At 66.7% G+C, this 17,324-nt stretch carries 8 protein-coding genes; all 8 read left to right on the top strand.

Annotation, left to right across the window (positions count from 1 at the left end; genetic code table 11):
* Positions 1-39: 39 nt before the first annotated feature.
* The 8 genes from Q7I88_RS13150 (at position 40) to treY (ending at position 17,215) form a co-directional block, all read left to right on the top strand.
* A complete protein-coding gene (locus Q7I88_RS13150; protein WP_305096366.1) occupies positions 40-378 on the top strand; it encodes a DUF2934 domain-containing protein in 339 nt (112 codons plus the stop codon).
* An 89-nt stretch (positions 379-467) separates the two neighbouring features.
* Positions 468-3,566: an alpha-1,4-glucan--maltose-1-phosphate maltosyltransferase gene (locus Q7I88_RS13145; protein ID WP_305096365.1), complete on the top strand. Its 3,099-nt coding sequence runs from the start codon at positions 468-470 to the stop codon at positions 3,564-3,566.
* Positions 3,563-6,814, top strand: coding sequence for a maltose alpha-D-glucosyltransferase (treS, locus tag Q7I88_RS13140; RefSeq protein ID WP_305096364.1), 3,252 nt, complete (start codon positions 3,563-3,565; stop codon positions 6,812-6,814). Before Q7I88_RS13145 ends, treS begins: the two co-directional genes overlap by 4 nt.
* Positions 6,811-9,000, top strand: a complete 2,190-nt coding sequence (gene glgB / locus Q7I88_RS13135; RefSeq protein WP_305096363.1) for a 1,4-alpha-glucan branching protein GlgB — start codon at positions 6,811-6,813, stop codon at positions 8,998-9,000. The genes treS and glgB overlap by 4 nt, the downstream gene beginning before the upstream one ends.
* A gap of 4 nt (positions 9,001-9,004) precedes the next feature.
* The gene (gene glgX, locus Q7I88_RS13130) at positions 9,005-11,095 is read left to right on the top strand and encodes a glycogen debranching protein GlgX (protein ID WP_305096362.1); all 2,091 of its coding nucleotides are present in this window, start codon (positions 9,005-9,007) and stop codon (positions 11,093-11,095) included.
* Positions 11,095-12,801 carry a malto-oligosyltrehalose trehalohydrolase gene (gene treZ, locus Q7I88_RS13125; RefSeq protein WP_305096361.1) on the top strand — a complete coding sequence of 569 codons (1,707 nt, stop codon included), beginning with the start codon at positions 11,095-11,097 and terminating at the stop codon, positions 12,799-12,801. Before glgX ends, treZ begins: the two co-directional genes overlap by 1 nt.
* Positions 12,798-14,801 (top strand): 4-alpha-glucanotransferase, encoded by a 2,004-nt coding sequence (gene malQ / locus Q7I88_RS13120; protein ID WP_305096360.1) that lies wholly within the window; start codon positions 12,798-12,800, stop codon positions 14,799-14,801. The genes treZ and malQ overlap by 4 nt, the downstream gene beginning before the upstream one ends.
* On the top strand, positions 14,798-17,215 hold the full coding sequence (gene treY, locus Q7I88_RS13115; RefSeq protein ID WP_305096359.1) for a malto-oligosyltrehalose synthase: 2,418 nt from the start codon (positions 14,798-14,800) through the stop codon (positions 17,213-17,215). Before malQ ends, treY begins: the two co-directional genes overlap by 4 nt.
* The last annotated feature ends 109 nt before the right edge of the window (positions 17,216-17,324 follow it).

Below are 17,324 nucleotides of genomic sequence, written 5' to 3'. Positions count from 1 at the left end.
CGTTGGTTAAGCGAACGGACGCAAAGAAGGAGCGGAACGATGTCGAGCGATCTGGACAAGAGGATCCAGGAACGGGCGTACGAAATCTGGGAAAGCGAGGGCCGCCCGGAGGGGCGTCAGGAGGAACACTGGCAACAGGCGCGCGCGGAGTTCGCCGATGCCAAGGCCGAATCGACTGCCGGCAAGCGCGGGCGGGCGGCAAAAGTCCCGGGCCAGATTGCACGCGCCTCAACGAAACCGAAGAGCAGCTCTGACAAGCCCAAAGGCGGGACAAAACTCCCTAACCAGGACCGACCGGACGAACCGGCCGGGGCAAAATCTCGGAATGACGCGAAGCGAAAGTCCGCCATCAAATCGACCAAAGCTCGCAAGAGCTGAGCAACCGGCGGCAGGTCGCGGAACGTCTGCGGCACTCTCGCTTTGGTAGAACAACGTCTCATCGCTCCAAGAGGAAAGCGCCTATCCCGATGCCACCGCCCATGTGCACGATCTCGGCCGGGACAATTTCGGCCGCACGAGAAATAGGCGGTAGCGAGTCGGCTGAAACCCTGGCAGCAGCGAAGAATGCCGGGTTCGACGCCGTCACCTGGCGAATTGACGGATCGCTATTCGAAGAGCCCGGCGTAGCAGTGGACGAGGCATTCGCGATCGCCCGCCGCGCGGGACTGCGGGTGATCGTCGAAGTCGATCCGCGGCGGTTCCCCGCCGATCATGCCTTGGTGACCGAACATCCTTCGGCGTTTCGCCTCCACCGCTCGGCGGCGGAACGCGCGCCGATCGACCCCCGCAAGCCCGCACCGCCCAGCGGAGTAGCCAGCGCGCGGCTGAACGATGCCGCGGCCGGGAGAGTTTTGGAAGAGCCGATGCGTGCGGCTCTCGCCGGACTTGTCGAGCGGGGCGCGGACGGCCTGCAGATCGCCGGTGTCGACCGCATCGAACCGCTGCTGCTTGCGCGTGTCACCGCCGCACTGCGCGATCAGGCCCCTGGCCTGGTCGTGATCGGCAGCGGGGTCGAGAATATCCAGCGCGCCGCCGAGCTCGCCGCCGCGGTCGACGCTTTCGTGAGTTCCTATTCCGCATGGGATGGCCGCAGCGAGTGGTGGTTCGACGAGGCCGAAGTTCTCCGCGCCGCGGCGCCGATGCTCAACGAGGTGCGCTCGGACAGTCGACGCGATGCTATGCTGCTGCTGCGCGAGGCCGCGGCCCTCGGCGACGGATTCATCGTTCCGCTCGACGTACTGCGCCGCGGCGCACCCTTCATGGACGCCGCTGCCGATGCGGTCCGGTTGGCGAACGAGGTGAGCGGCTTTGGCGGAGCCATGCGCCGGATCGGCGGCTCGACGGGGCCGGTCACCGCGGTGCTCCGGTCCGACACTGCCGATCTCCGTAAAGCGCAGAAAGCGCTGCTGATTATGGCGAACGCATCGACGGAAGAAGCGACGCCGCCGGAGATAGCCAGATTGCCCTCGGTCGCCGCGCAATTCACATTCGACAGCGGAACCGAAGCTATCGCCGCGCTTGCGCCGGGCGAGGTCCGAGTGCTGGGTGGAACGCGCGCGCCACCCGTCAAACTCGTGCAGGCTCGCCCGCTCGCCGATGCGGCTGAGCCCGGACAACGGCTGGTGCTTGAAAAGGTCTCGCCGAGCGTCGCCGGGGGCGACTTCCCGATCAAGCGCGTGGTCGGCGACACGATCTGCGTCGAAGCGACGATCTTCGCAGACGGGCACGAGAAGCTCGCTGCCGAACTGCGCTGGCGGGCCGCCGATGCAGACGAGTGGCGCTCGGCACCGATGGAGCAGCTGGCGAACGATCGCTGGCGCGCCGAGCTGCGGATCGAGCGACTGGGCCGGCATGAGTTCGTGGTGGAAGGATGGCTCGACCGCTTCGGTGGCTTCCAGCGCGACTTCGGCAAGAAGGTGGACGCCGGCGTGGCGGAGCCAGTCGACCGCGCGGAGGGGCGGCAGCTGGTCGAACAGGCGGCAGACCGTACCAAGGGCGATCTCGCGAAGGCGCTCAAGAAGCAGCTGGCAGCATACGACAAGGGGGACGACGCGCAGAAGGAGCGACTGTTGCTCTCCGAGGACCTGAGGCGCCTCATGCGCGCAGCCGACGAGCGTCCTCACCGCATCGTCTCCGTAGCGCACCCTATCGATGCGGAACGGATCGAGGCGCGCTTCTCGAGTTGGTACGAGCTGTTCCCGCGCTCGATGAGCGACAATCCGGATCGGCACGGCAACTTTGCCGATGTGATCGACCATCTGCCGCGAGTGCGCGCAATGGGCTTCGACACACTCTATTTTCCTCCGATCCACCCGATTGGGCGAAAGAACCGCAAGGGACCCAACAACACGCTGACACCCGCGCCAGGCGATCCGGGGAGCCCCTACGCCATCGGGGCGAAAGAAGGCGGACACGAGGCAATCCATCCCGAGCTCGGCACGTTCGAGGACTTCGACCGGCTGGTGAAAGCGGCCTCCGAGAACGGACTGGAGATTGCCCTCGACTTCGCCATCCAGGCCGCTCCCGATCATCCCTGGCTCGAGCAGCACCCTGGATGGTTCGCCTGGCGCCCCGACGGGACGATGAAGTACGCCGAGAACCCGCCGAAGAAGTATCAGGACATCGTCAATGTCGACTTCTACGGGCCCGACGCGGTGCCAGGCCTATGGGAGGCTTTGCGCGACGTCGTGCTGCTGTGGGTCGACCACGGGGTGAAGACCTTCCGGGTCGACAACCCGCATACGAAGCCGCTGCCGTTCTGGGAGTGGATGATCGCCGAGGTGCGCGGGCGTCACCCGGACGTGATCTTTCTCTCCGAGGCTTTCACCCGGCCGACCATGATGTACCGGCTGGCCAAGGTCGGCTTCAGCCAAAGCTACACGTACTTCACGTGGCGAGACCGCAAGTACGAGCTGATCGAATATATCACCGAACTGACCACCGAGGCGCCGAAGGAATTCTACCGCCCGCACTTTTTCGTCAACACCCCGGACATCAACCCGTTCTTCCTCCAGACGGGAGGCCGACCGGCGCACCGCATCCGGGCAGTGCTGGCGGCGACTCTGTCGGGTCTGTGGGGCGTCTATTCGGGTTTCGAACTGTGCGATGCGGCCCCGCTGGGGCCAGGCAAGGAGGAGTATCTCGATTCCGAGAAGTTCCAGCTTCGCGCCCGCGACTGGGACGCGCCGGGCAACATCATCGCCGACGTAAGGCTGCTCAATCGGCTGCGGCGTGCCAATGAAGCGCTTCAGACGCATTTGAACACGCGCTTCTACGCTGCACACGACGAGAACGTCATCTGGTACGGCAAGCCCGCGCCGTCGGCCGACGGCGTGCTGCGCGAGATGATCATGGTGATGGTCAACATGGACCCTCACCACGCGCACGCCTGCGACTTCGAGGTCCCGCTGTGGGAATTCGGCCTGCCCGACGATGCCGCCATCGGCGTAGAGGACCTCGCCGCAGGGTATCGCTTCGACTGGCACGGCAAGATCCAGCACATCCACCTTGCACCCGACGAGCCCTATCGCATCTGGCGGCTCGTGCCGAAGGAGGTCCGGGCATGAACGAGATGCCGCCGCGACCCTCGTCTCCCAAGACCGTTTCCGCCACGCTGTCGTCTGCAGACGATCCGCTATGGTACAAGGATGCGGTCATTTACCAGCTCCACGTCAAGAGCTTCTTCGACGCCAACAACGACGGGGTCGGCGACTTCGCGGGGTTGATGGAAAAGCTCGACTACGTCGCGGACCTGGGCGTGACAGCGATCTGGCTGCTGCCGTTCTACCCGAGCCCGCGGCGCGACGACGGCTACGACATTGCCGAATACCGCGATGTCAGCCCCGACTACGGCACGATGGAAGAAGCGCGCGCATTCATCGATGCGGCCCATGCCCGCGGCCTGCGCGTGATCACCGAGCTGGTGATCAACCACACCAGCGACCAGCACCCCTGGTTCCAGGCCGCACGCCGCGCGCCGCCGGGCAGCCCCGAGCGCGCGATGTACGTCTGGTCAGACGACGAAACGCTCTATTCGGGCACGCGGATCATCTTCTGCGACACCGAGAAGTCGAACTGGACCTGGGACGAGGAAGCCGGCGCCTACTTCTGGCACCGGTTCTATTCGCACCAACCCGACCTCAATTTCGACAATCCCAAGGTGATCGAGGAAGTCCTGTCGGTCATGCACTTCTGGCTCGATGCAGGTATCGACGGGCTGCGGCTCGACGCGATCCCCTACCTGATCGAGCGCGACGGGACGTCGAACGAGAACCTGCCCGAAACGCATCAGGTGCTGAAGACCATCCGCGCCGACCTCGACGCGCACTATCCCGACCGCATGTTGCTGGCCGAAGCCAACATGTGGCCGGAGGACACGCAGCAGTACTTTGGCGAGCAAGACGGCAGGACTGACGAGTGCCACATGGCCTTTCACTTTCCGCTGATGCCGCGGATGTACATGGCGGTGGCGCAGGAAGACCGCTTCCCCATCACCGATATCATGCGCCAGACGCCGGATATTCCGGAAGACGCGCAATGGGCGATTTTTCTGCGCAACCACGACGAGCTGACGCTTGAAATGGTCACCGATTCCGAGCGCGATTATCTGTGGAACACCTACGCGGCCGACCGGCGAGCGCGGATCAATCTCGGTATCCGCCGCCGTCTCGCCCCGCTGATGGAGCGCGACCGCCGGCGGATCGAGCTTCTGAACGCGCTGCTGCTGACAATGCCCGGGACGCCGGTCCTCTACTACGGCGACGAAATCGGGATGGGCGACAATATCTTTCTCGGCGATCGCGACGGCGTGCGCACCCCGATGCAGTGGTCGCCCGACCGCAACGGCGGCTTTTCGCGCGCCGACCCCGCTTCGCTCTCGCTGCCGCTGATCCAGGACCCGCTCTACGGCTACGAAGCGGTCAACGTCGAAGCGCAAGAGCGCGACCGCCACTCATTGCTCAACTGGATTAAGCGCATGCTGGCGGTGCGGCGCGAGCACGCTGCATTCGGCCGCGGAACGCAGACGTTTCTGCGTCCGGCGAACAGGCGAATACTCGCATACCTGCGCCGGCACGGGGACGAGACGATCCTGTGCGTCGCCAATCTCAGCCGCACCGCGCAGGCCGTCGAGCTCGACCTGCACTCTTTCGAAGGCGCGACACCGATCGAACTGACCGGAGGATCGCCGTTTCCGCGGGTGGGGCAACTTCCGTACCTTCTCTCGCTGCCGCCTTACGGATTCTACTGGTTTGAGCTGCGGCACGACGTGGACGCGCCCGACTGGGCATCGGGCGCACCCGGCGCGGATGTCGAACGATACACTTTCGTCCTGCGGCCGCGGCTCACCGATCTCGGCTCGCCGGGCAACCGCGCGATTCTCGAGCGCGACGTGCTGCCGGACTACATCGCCCAGCGCCGCTGGTTCGGCGCCAAGGATGAAACAATCGAACGCGTCGAGCTGATGCGGTTGACCGAGATGCCCGCGGCCGACGATCTGCTGCTGAGCGAACTGGCTGTGACGACCTCGGGCGGCAGCGCGGTCTACACCCTGCCGCTCGGAATTGCCTGGGAAGGTGAGGCCAACGGCCCCTATGCTTCCAACCTCGCGATCGCCCGCGTGCGCCGCGAGCGCTACGTCGGCTTGTTGACGGACGGGTTCGCGCTCGCCTCGTTCGCTCGCTCGGTCATTACGGCAATGAGCGAGGGGCGCAGCGTGCCATCGGGCGAAGGCGAGCTGCGGTTCGAGAAGACTCGCCACTTCGATCTCGAGCCCGAGGCGGAGGCCGAGTGGTCATCCGCCGAACAGTCCAACAGCACGATGATCGTGGGGCGCAAGGCGGTTCTCAAGCTGCTGCGCAAAGTGGCGCCGGGTGTCCACCCCGATGCGGAGATGGTCGCCTATCTCACCGAGCACGGCTTCGCCAACGTGCCGCCGATTCTGGGCACCGCCTATCGCCGCGAAGGCGGTGAAGACATGCTGCTGATGATGGCGCAAGCGTTCGCCTACAACCAGGGCGACGGCTGGCAGTGGACGCTCGCGATGCTCGAGAGGATGGCGACCGAAAGCGAGTGGAGCTTCGCGAGCTATACGAATTTCGCACGCAACCTCGGTCGCCGGCTCGCAGAAATGCACACCGTCCTCACGCGCGAAACCGACAACTCGGCCTTTTCGCCGACGCGCTTCGACAGCGAAGATGCCAAAGCGCTGGCCCAGCGGATAGCCGGCCAGCTCGATTCCGCGATCGATCGTCTCGGCCATGCGGAACTCGGCGAAGCCGCGCAGGCCGACGCGGGGTTTCTGCGCAAGAGGCGCGACGATCTGACCGCTCGCGTTGCCGAGGTCGCAGCCGGCGCACAAGGTCTTCAAAAGACCCGAATCCACGGCGACCTGCACCTCGGGCAGATCCTGGTCACCGGCGACGATGTAACGATCATCGACTTCGAGGGTGAGCCCGCACGCGCCTTGCATGAGCGCAGGGCCAAGGACTTGCCGCTCCGCGACGTCGCAGGCGTGCTGCGCAGCTTCGATTACGCCGCCGCGGTGGCCCGAAGCACGCATCCTGCGGGAACCGAGAGCTGGGAGGACCGCGCCCAGCGCCTCGCCCGCGAGTTCCGCGAGGCGGCTGCGGGCGCCTTCCTCGAGGGATACACCGCCGTGATCGAAGAGCCTCCGGGCCCGCTGCTGGACTTGCTCTTGCTCGAAAAGGCTGCCTACGAGGTCGGTTACGAAGCCGCCAACCGGCCGGACTGGATCGAAGTCCCCGCCGCCGGACTTGCTCATGTAGCCAGAAAGCTTCTCGGAGAACCCCAATGACCGCGCAAGAAGACGTACTCGCAAGGTCGGCGTTCGCGCTGATCGAGGGCCGTCTGGACGATCCGTTCGCGCTGCTTGGCCCCCACCAGGGCGACCGCGATCGCGTGGTGCGCACCTTCCAGCCGGGCGCCGAGATGGTCGAATGCGTGCCCCCGGACGGCGGCAGGGCTGCGCGGCTCGGGGAAGCGGGGCCGGGCTTGTTCGCCGGGGCGGTGAAGTTTGCCGGACCTTACCTGCTGCGAATCCGCTGGCCCGGAGGAACGGTGCAGGAGACGGAGGATCCTTACGCCTTTGGGACCATGCTTTCGGACTTCGACCTGCACCTGTTCGCCGAGGGCCGGCACTTCGAGATGGGCCGCGTTTTCGGCGCGCAACCGCGCGAGGTGGACGGCACCCGGGGCGTGCTCTTCTCGGTCTGGGCGCCGAACGCTCGCCGGGTTTCGGTGGTCGGCGACTTCAACGCTTGGGACGGACGACGCCACCCGATGCGGCTGCGCCATTGGGCCGGGGTGTGGGAACTGTTCGTCCCGCGGCTCGGTCCCGGCGCGCGTTACAAGTTCGAGATCGCGGGCGCCGACGGCGGGATCATGCAGAAGGCCGATCCGCTTGCCCGGCAGACCGAACGCCCGCCGGCCACGGCGTCGGTGGTGGCCGCGGCGCCCGACTATTCCTGGTCCGACAGCGACTGGATGTCCGAACGTGCGAGCCGCCACGCGCCCGAGGCGCCGATCTCCATCTACGAAGTCCATGCCGCTTCGTGGATGAAGCCCGAGGGCGAGGGCGATCGCGCGTTCGACTGGGCGGGCCTGATCGAGCGATTGATTCCCTATGCAGCGGACATGGGCTTCACCCACATCGAGCTGCTGCCGATCATGGAGCATCCGTTCGGCGGATCGTGGGGCTACCAGCCGCTGTCGCAGTTCGCGCCTTCGGCCCGTTTCGGCGGTCCGCAGGACTTCGCCGCGTTCGTCGACGCCTGCCACCGCGCGGGGCTCGGCGTGATCCTCGACTGGGTGCCGGCGCACTTCCCGACCGATCCGCACGGTCTGGCGCAGTTCGACGGCACCCATCTCTACGAGCACTCGGACCCTCGCGAGGGGTTCCACCAGGATTGGAACACGCTCATCTACAACCTCGGGCGCAACGAGGTCTCGGGATTCCTGCTCGCCTCGGCGATGTGGTGGCTCGAAACCTTCCACGTCGACGGTCTGCGCGTCGATGCTGTCGCCTCGATGCTTTACCGCGACTACAGCCGGAATGCCGGCGAGTGGGTGCCCAACGTCCACGGCGGACGCGAGAATCTCGAATCGGTCGCCTTTCTCAAGCACCTGAACACGATCGTCTCGGAGCGTTGCCCGGGAGCCATCACGGTCGCCGAGGAATCGACCGCCTGGCCCGGCGTGACTTCGCCGGTTCCGCAAGGCGGCCTGGGTTTCAACTACAAGTGGAACATGGGCTGGATGCACGACACGCTCGAATACATCGAGCGCGATCCGGTCCACCGCCAGTGGCACCACAACGATCTCAGCTTTCCGATGGTCTACGCCTACTCCGAGAAATACGTCCTGCCGATCAGCCACGACGAGGTGGTCCACGGCAAGGGCTCGCTGTGGGGAAAAATGCCGGGCGACCGCTGGCGCAAGTTCGCCAACCTGCGCGCCTACCTGGCGTTCATGTGGACACACCCGGGCAAGAAGCTGTTATTCATGGGCTGCGAACTGGGCATGGAGCGCGAATGGAACCACGACGAGTCGCTTCCGTGGGACCTTCTCGATGCCCAGGAGCATGCGGGCGTTCAGCTGCTCGTGCGCGACCTCAACCGGGTCTACCGCGAGGAACCGGCGCTTCATGCGCTCGACACCGATCCCGACGGATTCCGCTGGCTTGCCGCGGACGATGCCGCGAACAGCGTATACGCCTTCCATCGCCGCGGCAGGGGCGGGGCGGATATCGCGGTTATCGCCAACATGACGCCCGAACCGCAGCGAAATTATCGCGTTGGCCTGCCACAATCCGGAACTTGGCGCGAGTTGCTGAATTCGGATGCCGAGATGTACGGCGGCAGCAATTTCGGAAACGACGGCGGCGTGAGCGCCGATGGGCCGCAGCTCCACGGCCAGCCGTGTTCGGCCGCGCTGTCGCTGCCGCCGCTCGGCGTCGTCATCCTGAAGCACGGCGAAAGCTGACCCGATGAGCTTTCCGGAGCGGCTCGAGGCCGGTTCGCCCTATCCGCTCGGCAGCACGTTCGATGGAATGGGGGTGAACTTCGCCGTCTACTCGGCCAACGCCGAGCGGATCGAGCTTTGTTTGTTCGATCCCAATGGCAGGAAGGAAATCGCTCGCTTCGATCTGCCCGAGTGGACCGACGAAGTCTGGCACGGCTATTTGCCGGATGCGCTGCCGGGGCTCGTTTACGGCTACCGCGCCTACGGCCCGTACGAGCCGGAGAACGGGCACCGGTTCAATCATCACAAACTGCTGCTCGATCCCTACGCCAAGCAGCTCGTGGGCGAGCTCAAGTGGACGGACAGCCTGTTCGGATACCGTGTCCGCTCGCGCAAGGCAGACCTTTCGTTCGATCGCCGCGACAGTGCCCCGGCGATGCCCAAGGGCGTAGTGACCCACGGTTCGTTCGACTGGTCGCACGACCGCCGGCCGAACACGCCGTGGGCGGACACGGTGATCTACGAAGCGCATGTGCGCGGCCTGACCAAGCTGTTCGAGGAAGTGGCGCCGCAGGAACGCGGCACTTTCGCGGCGCTCGCCAGCGGCCCGGTGGTCGATCACCTCAAGCGGCTGGGCGTCACCGCGATCGAGTTGCTCCCTATCCACGCCTATGCGCAAGACCGCTTCCTGCTCGAAAAGGGGCTGAGGAACTACTGGGGCTACAACACGCTGTCGTTCTTCGCGCCCGAGCGGCGATATTTCGCCCGTCCCGACCTCGACGAGCTGCGCCTCGCGGTGCGCAGGCTCCATGCCGCGGGGATAGAGGTGATTCTCGACGTGGTTTACAACCACACGGCGGAAGGGTCCGAGCGGGGGCCGACGCTGTCGTGGCGCGGGCTCGACAACGCCAGTTATTATCGCCTGTCGCCGGACGATCGGCGCTATGCGGTCAACTTCACCGGGACCGGCAACACGCTCAACATGTCGAAGGCCCGGGTGATCCAGATGGTCGCGGATTCACTGCGCTACTGGGTGACCTCGTTCGGCATCGACGGCTTCCGCTTCGACCTGGGGACCGTGCTCGGCCGCACCTATCCCGACTTCAACCCGGGCGCAGCCTTCTTCGACGTTCTGCGCCAGGACCCGGTGCTGCAGCGGGTGAAGCTGATTTCGGAGCCTTGGGACATCGGCCCGGGCGGATACCAGCTCGGCCATCATCCGCCCGGCTTCGCCGAATGGAACGATCGCTATCGCGACGCGGTGCGCCGCTATTGGCGCGGCGACGAAGACATGCGCGGCGAGCTCGCCGCACGGCTGGCCGGCTCGGGCGACATCTTCGATCGCCGCGCCCGCCGCCCCTGGGCCAGCGTCAACTTCGTCACCAGCCACGACGGCTTCACGCTCGCGGACACGGTCAGCTACGAGCATCGCCACAACGAGGCCAACCTCGAGGACAACAACGACGGACACGGCGAGAACTTCTCGCGTAACTGGGGCGAGGAGGGGCCGACCCACAACCCCGAAATCCGCGAAATGCGCATGCGCATCCAGCGTTCGATGCTGGTGACCCTGCTCGCCTCCCACGGCACGCCGATGCTGCTCGGCGGCGACGAGTTCGCCCGTACCCAGGGCGGCAACAACAACGCCTATTGTCAGGACAACGCGATCAGCTGGTTCGACTGGAAGCAGGCGCGCTCGCCCGAGGGGGAGGCCATGATCGGCTTCGTGCAGCGGCTGATCGCTTTGCGCAAACGCTACAGCCTGTTGCACTCGCGCCGCTATCTCTACGGGCAGGAGGTCGCCGCGAACCTCCCCGATATCGACTGGTGGGACGAGCGCGGCATGCCCTTGGCGCAAGAGGACTGGGACAATGTTCACGGCCGCGCTCTGGTCATGCGGCTGGCGCGCAAGATGGAGGACGGGCGGCTAAGGATCATCGCCCTGCTGATGAACGGGTCGCCGGACAATCTCGTGTTCAACCTTCCGCCGCCTTCGGCCCGCCGGCGCCTGCTGATCGACAGTGCGCATCCCCACCTGGAGGAGCACGACATCGGCGACAGCTACTGGCTGCTCGCCGGCGCGGCGGCGCTGATCTGGTGGGAAGTGCCGGTCTGATGCAATGGGGTCCACAACGCGTCGAGGAGGGGGGCTGGCGCTTCAACGTGTGGGCGCCCGATCGCGAGGCGATCACGCTCGAGTTCGAGGACGGCCGTTCCATACCGATGGAGCCGGCGGGCGAGGGCTGGCTGTCGGTTACCACCGAGGCCGCTGCAGGGGCGAGCTACCGTTTTCGCCTCGATCCAACGCTGGCCGTGCCCGATCCCGCTTCGCGTGCGCAGCGCGGCGGCCCGCATGGGTGGAGTGTGCTTCCCGATCCGGACGGCTATGACTGGAAGTGCACCGGCTGGCGCGGACGGCCGTGGCACGAGGCGGTGATCCAGGAGGTCCACGCCGGCCTTCTCGGCGGCTTCGCGGGCGTCGCAGAACGCTTGCCTGCCATGGCGGATCTCGGCATCACCGCGGTCGAGCTGATGCCCGTTGCAGCCTTCGCGGGCGAGCGCGGATGGGGCTACGACGGCGTCCTGCCCTATGCGGTGCACGAGGCGTATGGCACGCCCGCCGATCTGAAAGCGCTGGTCGACCGGGCGCACGAGCTGGACCTGATGATTTTCCTGGATGTGGTCTACAACCACTTCGGACCGGATGGAAATTTCCTCCACGCCTATGCCGAACCGTTCTTCGATGCGACGCGGCACACGCCGTGGGGCCCGGGGATCGCCTCCGCGCGCGAGCCCGTGCAGCGCTTCTTCATCGACAATGCGCGCATGTGGCTCGATGAGTTCCGCTTCGACGGGCTTCGCTTCGACGCGATCCATGCGATCGGGGACAGCCGCTTCCTCGACGCGATGGCGAGCGAGCTGCGCGAAACGGTCGGCGATCGCCACGTTCACCTGATCCTCGAAAACGAAGCCAACGACGCCGGCCGGCTGGCGGAGGGGCGCTTCGACGCGCAGTGGAACGACGACTTCCACAACACGGTGCACGTGCTGCTGACCGACGAAACCGAAGGATATTACGCAGGCTTTGCGCAGGAGCCGACGAACAAGCTCGCTCGCTGTCTTACGGAAGGATTCGTCTACCAGGGTGAGTCTCCGCCGGGTCCGGACGCCAGGCCGCGCGGAAGCCCGAGCGGGCACCTTCCGCCGGTGCGGTTCGTCTCGTTCCTGCAGAACCACGACCAGATCGGCAACCGCGCGCTGGGTGAGCGGCTGACGGTGCTGGCCGAGCGCGACAAGCTGCGAGCGGTGACCGCCCTGCTGCTGCTCGCACCGCAGATCCCGCTGATCTTCATGGGCGACGAAGCGGGGAGCCGTTCCCCGTTCCTGTTCTTCACCGATTTTCACGACGAGCTGGCCGATGCCGTGCGCGAGGGGCGGCGGCGCGAATTCGCCGATTTCCGCGCCTTCGCCAAGGCCGAGGACCGCGAGCGAATCCCCGACCCAAACGATGCCCTGACCTTCGCGGCCTCGATCCCGGTCCCGGGCCCCGATGCCGAAGAGTGGCGGGGGCTTTACGCCGAACTGCTACAGCTGCGGCACCGGCACATCGTGCCGCGCCTCGCCGGGGCGAAGAGCCTCGGGGCAGAGGTGCTTGCCGAAGGCGCGGTGAGCGCTCGCTGGCGAATGGGCGACGGAGCGACGCTCACCCTGGCGATCAATCTCGGCCGTGAACGCGCGCAATTTGGCGACGTGCCCGGCCCGCTCTTCACGCTCGGTGCAAGCGGTGAGCCCGGCAGCTTCGTGTGCGGGATCGAGTCATGAGCGCGCTGCACGAGCTTGCCGCGGAGGCGGGGCTTCAGATCGAATGGCGCGATGCAGCGGGGCGGTACCAGCGGACCGGCGATGACGCATTGCGCAACGTCCTGCGCGCGCTCGGCTACCCGGCCGAGCACGAGCGTGACATCGCCGAGAGTCTCGAGCGCTGTCGCAGCGAGAGCCGGCGCGCCGACTTCGTTACCGGCGACAGCGGCCGGCCGGTGGACCTCCCCGGCGGAGCGGGCAAGCCTGGACGCGCCGAGCTCGAACTCGAGGACGGCTCCGAACGTGCGGTGCGGGTCGAGCGTACGGACGAAGGGTTGAGGCTGCAGCCGATCGACGAGATTGGCTATCACCGTCTCCACATCGGTGCGCGCACGATGGGCCTCGCCATAGCACCGGCAAGCTGTTTCGGCATCGCCGAGGCGATCGGCGATCGCCGGGCCTGGGGCGCCGCAGTTCAGGTGCCATCGCTGCGCGACGGCGGCGGCCGCGCGTTTGGCGACTTCGGCAGTGTCGCCGGGGCGGCAAGCGCGTTTGCCGCACGCGGGGCCGACGCGCTCGCGATCAGCCCGGCGCATGCCCTGTTTCCCGCCGATCCGTCGCGCTTCAGCCCCTACGGCCCGTCGAGCCGGGCCTTCCTCAACATCCTCTTCGGCGATCCCGCGCTGGTCGGGCAGCCGCTCGGCGAAGCGCGGGGCGGCGAGTTGATCGACTGGAAGCATGCGATCCCGCGCCGCCTCGCGACCTTGCGCCAGACGTTCGAGATCACTCGGGCAGCGCTCGCGGACCGCATCGCCGCCTACCGCGCCGAAGGCGGCGAGACGCTCGAACTCCACGCGACCTTCGATGCGCTGCATGCGCACTTCTTCCACACCGGCGCCGGGGGCTGGCAGGGTTGGCCGGAGGACTTCCACGACGCCAGAGGCGTGGCGGTCAAGCGCTTCGCCGCCGAGCACAGCGACGAGGTCGAATTCTACGTCTTCGCCCAGTGGCTCGCCGAGGAAAGCCTCGCCGCCGCGCAGCGCGCCGCCACCGACGCCGGCATGAAGGTCGGACTGATCTCCGATCTGGCGGTCGGCCTCGATGCAGGCGGGAGCCACGGCTGGAGCAAGGGCGACGAGCTGCTTCAGGGGCTCTCGGTCGGCGCTCCGCCCGATCCGCTCGGTCCGCACGGACAGGACTGGGGGCTGACGGCCTTCTCGCCCGCCGCGCTGCGCAGCAATGGCTTCGAGCCGCTTATCGCCACTTTGCGCGCCAACATCGATTTGTGCGGCGGCATCCGCATCGATCACGCGCTGGGACTCAACCGGCTGTGGGTGATTCCGCACGGCGGCAGCGCGGCCGACGGAGCGTACTTGCGCTATCCGCTCGACGACATGCTGCGCGTGCTCGCCATCGAATCGCGCCGGGCGCGGGCGGTCGTCATCGGCGAGGATCTCGGCACCATTCCCGACGGGCTGCGGGAAAAGCTGGAGGAGCGCGAAGTGCTAGGAATGCGCGTGCTGTGGTTCGAACGCGAGGACGGCGGGCGCTACATCCCGCCCGAGCGCTGGCAGCGTCGCGCGGTAGCGATGACCGGGACCCACGATCTATTCACCGTTGCCGGGTGGTGGTCGGAGCGCGACCTCGACTGGGCGTGGCGGCTCGGTCGGGGCGATCCCGACGGGAGCGAAGAGCAGGATCGCACGCGCCGCGCCGAAGAGCGCTGCCAGTTGTGGGCTGCGCTGTGCCAATCCGGCTCGGCCGAAGGCGAACCGCCGCCCGCCGACCAGCCGGCGCGCGCCGTTGATGCCGCGACCGAGCACGTGGCTTCGACGCCGTCGCTGCTCGCGCTCTATCCACTCGAGGACGTGCTCGGGCTGCGCGAGCAGCCCAATCTCCCGGGCACGACCGACGAGCACCCGAATTGGCGCCGCCGCATGCCCGACGAAACCTCTGAGCTGCTCGAGGAGGAGGAAGTCGCGCGGCGGATCGAGGGCATCAACGAGAGGCGCCGGCGATGAGGCCGCGCGCAACCTACCGGCTGCAGTTCCACCGCGACTTCCCCTTCGCCCGTGCCGAGGAGCTCGTGCCGTATTTCGCCGAGTTGGGCATTAGCCACATCTATGCCTCACCGGTCACGACCTCGCGCAGAGGTTCGCAGCACGGCTACGACGTTGTCGACCCGACCGAAGTCGACCCCGAACTGGGCGGCGAGAGCGCGCTGCGTTCGCTCGTCGCTCGGCTGCGGGAGTACGAGATGGGGCTGATCATCGACATCGTCCCCAATCACATGGGCATCGCGGGCGGCGACAACGCCTGGTGGAACGACGTTCTCGCGCGGGGGCGGGAGAGCAAGTTTGCCGACTTCTTTGACATCGATTGGGGCGACAAGCTGCTCCTGCCCTTCCTCGGCGAGCCGCTCGCCGACGCGCTCGAGCATGGGGCGCTGGAGCTGCGAACGGGGGAGGGCGGGACCGAACTGTGGGCCTATGGCGAGCACCGCTTCCCGCTACGGCCCGATGACCGCAGCGCGCCGCTCGACAGCGACCTGGCCGAACTGCTCGAGCGGCAGCACTACCGCCTGTGCTGGTGGCGGCGCGGCAACGACGAACTGCACTGGCGGCGGTTCTTCACAATCAGCGAGCTCGCCTCGCTGCGGGTCCACGATCCGCGCGTGTTCGAAGCCACGCACCAACTGGTTTTCCGCCTGCACGACGAAGGCCTGATCGACGGGGTGCGGGTGGATCACATCGATGGGCTCGCCGATCCGGCGCAGTATTGTCGCCGCCTGCGCGAGCGGCTCGGGCCAGCGGCGTATATCATTGTCGAGAAAATTCTCGCTCCCGGCGAGCGCCTGCCTGGCGGGTGGGACATAGACGGCACCACGGGATACGATTTTATGGAGCAGGTTTCCGGACTGCTCCACAACCCGGCGGGCGAGGAGGCGCTAGGCGAGCTGTGGGTTCAGATGAGCGGGCGCACGGTCGACTTTGGCGCCGAGGAGCTGCAGGCGCGGCAGGACATGCTCTCGTGGGAATTCGAGGCGCAGCTCTCCGCCTGCGTCCGGGCCTTCTGCGATCTCGCGGCATCCGACGAGGCCACGCGGCCGCTGACCGAGGGGATGCTGCGCCGCGCGCTGCGCGTGCTGCTGTGGTCTTTTCCGGCCTACCGAACTTACGGAACCGGGGATTTCGCGCCCGAGAGCGACCGGGTGCTCCGCGATATGGCGCGCGAACGCGCCGAGCCGCTTGCCCCGCCGGGCGAGATGGCCGTGATCGACCAGATCCTCGCCTGGCTCGCCGGCACTGGGCCGGGAGACGCGAACCTCGCGGCGGATGCCGTCAGACGGTTCCAGCAGCTCTCCGCGCCTATCGCGGCCAAGGCGGTCGAGGATACCGCGTTCTACCGGTACGGACGGCTGCTCTCGCGCAACGATGTCGGTTTCGATCCGGCGCGCCTGGCGATCGGAATCGAGGACTTTGCCCGAGACTGTGCAGAACGCACAGAGCGTTTTCCCAGCGCGATGCTGGCGACGGCAACCCACGATCACAAGCGCGGAGAGGACGTGCGCGCGCGGCTTGCCGTGCTGAGCGACGTTCCCGGGCGCTGGCGGCAGCGCGTCGAACAGTGGGAACGCTCGATCGGCGAAGGCAGCGACGTCGATCCGGCCGACCGCTACATGCTCTACCAGACGCTCTTCGGAGCCTGGCCCGAAACGCTGGAGCCCGGCGACGACGAGGGGCTGCGCGCCTTTGCCCGGCGCGTTGCCCGCTGGCAGGAAAAGGCGCTGCGCGAGGCAAAGCTGCGCTCGTCCTGGGCCGAGCCCGACGAGGCCTATGAGGCTGCCTGCCGCGATTTCGTCGAGCGGCTGCTCGATCCGGCGCGCTCCGCTTCGTTCGTGAGCGACGTGGCGGATTTCGTGCGCCAGAACCGAGCCGCCGCCCTCTCCAACACGCTCGCCCAGACCGCCCTGAAATACACGGTCCCCGGGGTCCCCGATCTGTACCAGGGGTGCGAATTGACCGATCTCAGCCTGGTCGATCCGGACAACCGCAGACCCGTAGACTACGATCTGCGGCGGCGCCTGCTGGCGACGGATTGTTCGGAGTCGCCCAAGATGCGGCTCATCCACGCGGCGTTGAAGATGCGCAGCGAAAGCCCTGAACTTTTCAGCGGCGGCGCCTTTGCGGTCGCCCGTGTCGAAGGGGGACGCCAGGGGCACGTCTTCGCGTTCAGCCGCCACAACGGCGGCAAGCTGCTCAGGGTCGCTGTGGCTCTGCGCAGCGGTGCGGAACTTTTCGGCTGCTCCGAACCGAGGATGCCTCCAGAATGGTGGGGCGACACCCGGATAATTTTCGCGGACGGCGCGGATCGGGCTCAGGAGGCGGGCGCGATCCTGGCGCACGGTCCGATATCGCTGAGTCGCGTTTATTGACCAAGTCGAGAAAAAATAGTGGGCGCGCGGTTCCACCAGTGAAATCGTAGCTGTGACCGTCTCGATCGGACGACTGCCGACGAGCCGGAAATGCAAAGTGTCCCGGTCG

The sequence above is a fragment of the Croceibacterium aestuarii genome, assembly GCF_030657335.1.
GTDB lineage: Bacteria > Pseudomonadota > Alphaproteobacteria > Sphingomonadales > Sphingomonadaceae > Croceibacterium_B > Croceibacterium_B aestuarii.
The sequence above is the reverse complement of the archived record's forward strand: the minus strand, read 5'-3'. Positions and strand labels throughout refer to the sequence as shown.

Excerpts from the sequence above, each read along its gene's own strand:
- treZ (WP_305096361.1), top strand. The coding sequence starts at position 11,095 with ATGCAATGGGGTCCACAACGCGTCGAGGAGGGGGGCTGGCGCTTCAAC.
- treS (WP_305096364.1), top strand. The coding sequence starts at position 3,563 with ATGAACGAGATGCCGCCGCGACCCTCGTCTCCCAAGACCGTTTCCGCC.
- Q7I88_RS13150 (WP_305096366.1), top strand. The coding sequence starts at position 40 with ATGTCGAGCGATCTGGACAAGAGGATCCAGGAACGGGCGTACGAAATC.
- Q7I88_RS13145 (WP_305096365.1), top strand. The coding sequence starts at position 468 with ATGCCACCGCCCATGTGCACGATCTCGGCCGGGACAATTTCGGCCGCA.
- treY (WP_305096359.1), top strand. The coding sequence starts at position 14,798 with ATGAGGCCGCGCGCAACCTACCGGCTGCAGTTCCACCGCGACTTCCCC.
- glgB (WP_305096363.1), top strand. The coding sequence starts at position 6,811 with ATGACCGCGCAAGAAGACGTACTCGCAAGGTCGGCGTTCGCGCTGATC.
- glgX (WP_305096362.1), top strand. The coding sequence starts at position 9,005 with ATGAGCTTTCCGGAGCGGCTCGAGGCCGGTTCGCCCTATCCGCTCGGC.
- malQ (WP_305096360.1), top strand. The coding sequence starts at position 12,798 with ATGAGCGCGCTGCACGAGCTTGCCGCGGAGGCGGGGCTTCAGATCGAA.